This is a genomic window from Haladaptatus ordinarius (assembly GCF_054177595.1).
In genome coordinates, this window is record NZ_JBPEHH010000247.1 from 1 (window position 1) to 1,781 (window position 1,781).

The window sequence follows — 1,781 nt, forward strand, 5'->3', positions numbered from 1 at the left end:
GGTTCGGTTCTCTCCATCTGTGGACTCTAGTTCTCCTTCACTCAGCTACTACACCAGCGTTCACTCTGGTCATCCGTGACTCAGCACAGCTCACGAAGCGACGCTCGGGAAGTACCGATTGTCGAACAATGTGTGAAGCACGATGTTGGCCGTATCAATGTTGGGAAGTTCAGTACCTCACAAAGCGTCGCCAGCTAATTCGGTCTGAGTTCACCAGTCTGTCCTGACGAGCCGCCGTTAGTGAGTGTTCGAAGCTGAGAGACGTGGGTGCTGTCGCTGTCGGCGGCGCTTAGCCGCCGACGCGACAGTGTAGCCACTCTCTTCGCAGGCTTCCTCGGTCGGTGCCTATCGGTAGAACCGGTCGTCGGGAGGCCGGTTCGCGGGGACGGCCCGACGCACCGCGAGGGCCGTCCACGCAGCCCGCCGGACCATATTGACGAACTCCTTGTACGGCCACCACCAGAGGCGACGCCCGCCTCGGCGAGGCGTCGCCGCGAACTCGTAGTGCAGATACCGCCAGACGTTCTGTAACAGCAGACTCACCACAACGTACAGGAGTCTCACCGTGGAGTCTCGTGTCGTTGTTGTCGCTATCGCTTGCTCGGACAAGCGATAGCTCGACTCGATACCGAAGCGTTTCGAGTAGTGGTATCGAGCGTCGCGTGGAGTCTCAATGAACGGCGCGTCAGCGGCATAGCCGTGACGCGCCACGCCATGGTCGTCGTACCGCCCATTCAGGTACGTACAGTCGATGTAGACAGGAAACTCGACGGTCCAGCTGTGACCGTCGAGTTTCCCCGTCAGATCGTGCTGAATGACACGACTCCACCCTTCCGAGAGTTCCTGCTGAATCGATTCACCCCACCGGATGATCGGGACGACGTAGGCGTAGTTGTGCGCTTGGAGTAGCGTGAGACACTTGCTGTCGTAGAACCCTCGATCGAGGTAGACGGCCTTGACCTCGGTGTCAAGGCCGTCGAGAACGCCAAGGAACTCAGCGAGGACATTGCTGGCGGTGTCGCCGTCTTCGAGACGGCGCACCGCCAGCGTGTAGCGCTTGTTCTTCGCACGCGCGTAGAGCGTGGCGTAGGCGTGGAACGAAGTGGTTCCTCGCTTCGCTTCCGAGTGGTAGAGAGCGTCTGTGTCGTCTTCGTCACCGTAGTAGGGACGCAGGTGGAGGTCTGCGCAGACCTCCACCTGCTCGGGGAGCAATTCGACGATATCTCGCTGAAGGAGTGTGTTCGCGACTCGTTCGAGCCGTTCGGCTCGAACTTCGTCCGGAGATGGTAGAGGATCGTGTTCGACGGTGGCGAGTCTTCGCTGGAGTTACACAGTGTCGAGATCGAGGTCCCGTCGGCGGTTGCGCCGACGAGGACCTCGTAGATGTCCTCTGCATCGATTTCAGCGTTGTTGGCAAGGTCGATAGCAACTTCCTCGTCAAGCCGGTTGACGAGGAAGTTAAGGAGCTGGTCCTCGTGGATTTCATTGTCTGCTTGCTGCTGGTGCTTGGACACATCTTCAGCAAGCAGACGTCTCAACTAACCGGCTTTGTGATGTACTGAAGTTTGAAGATAGCTGCGATGATGAGAACGGTGATTCAGAGAATCAGGGAGGCACAGGAATCTTGACTTGCGTGGATGGGCGTTCGACCGCTTTACGAATATCGCTAGTTGTCCACTCTGGCTCAAGAGACCAGTTGCTGACACGTAGTAGCCAGAATGAGGCGACTGAATCAGTCGCCTGATTCAGCCGCTGTCCGGATTGGTGCGTAATGAGGCTAC

At 58.0% G+C, this 1,781-nt stretch carries 1 pseudogene; it reads right to left on the reverse strand.

What is annotated here, in order from left to right:
- Positions 1-345 precede the first annotated feature (345 nt).
- A pseudogene (locus ACR3FF_RS26940) lies at positions 346-1,514 on the reverse strand (ISH3 family transposase).
- Between the last annotated feature and the right edge of the window lie 267 nt (positions 1,515-1,781).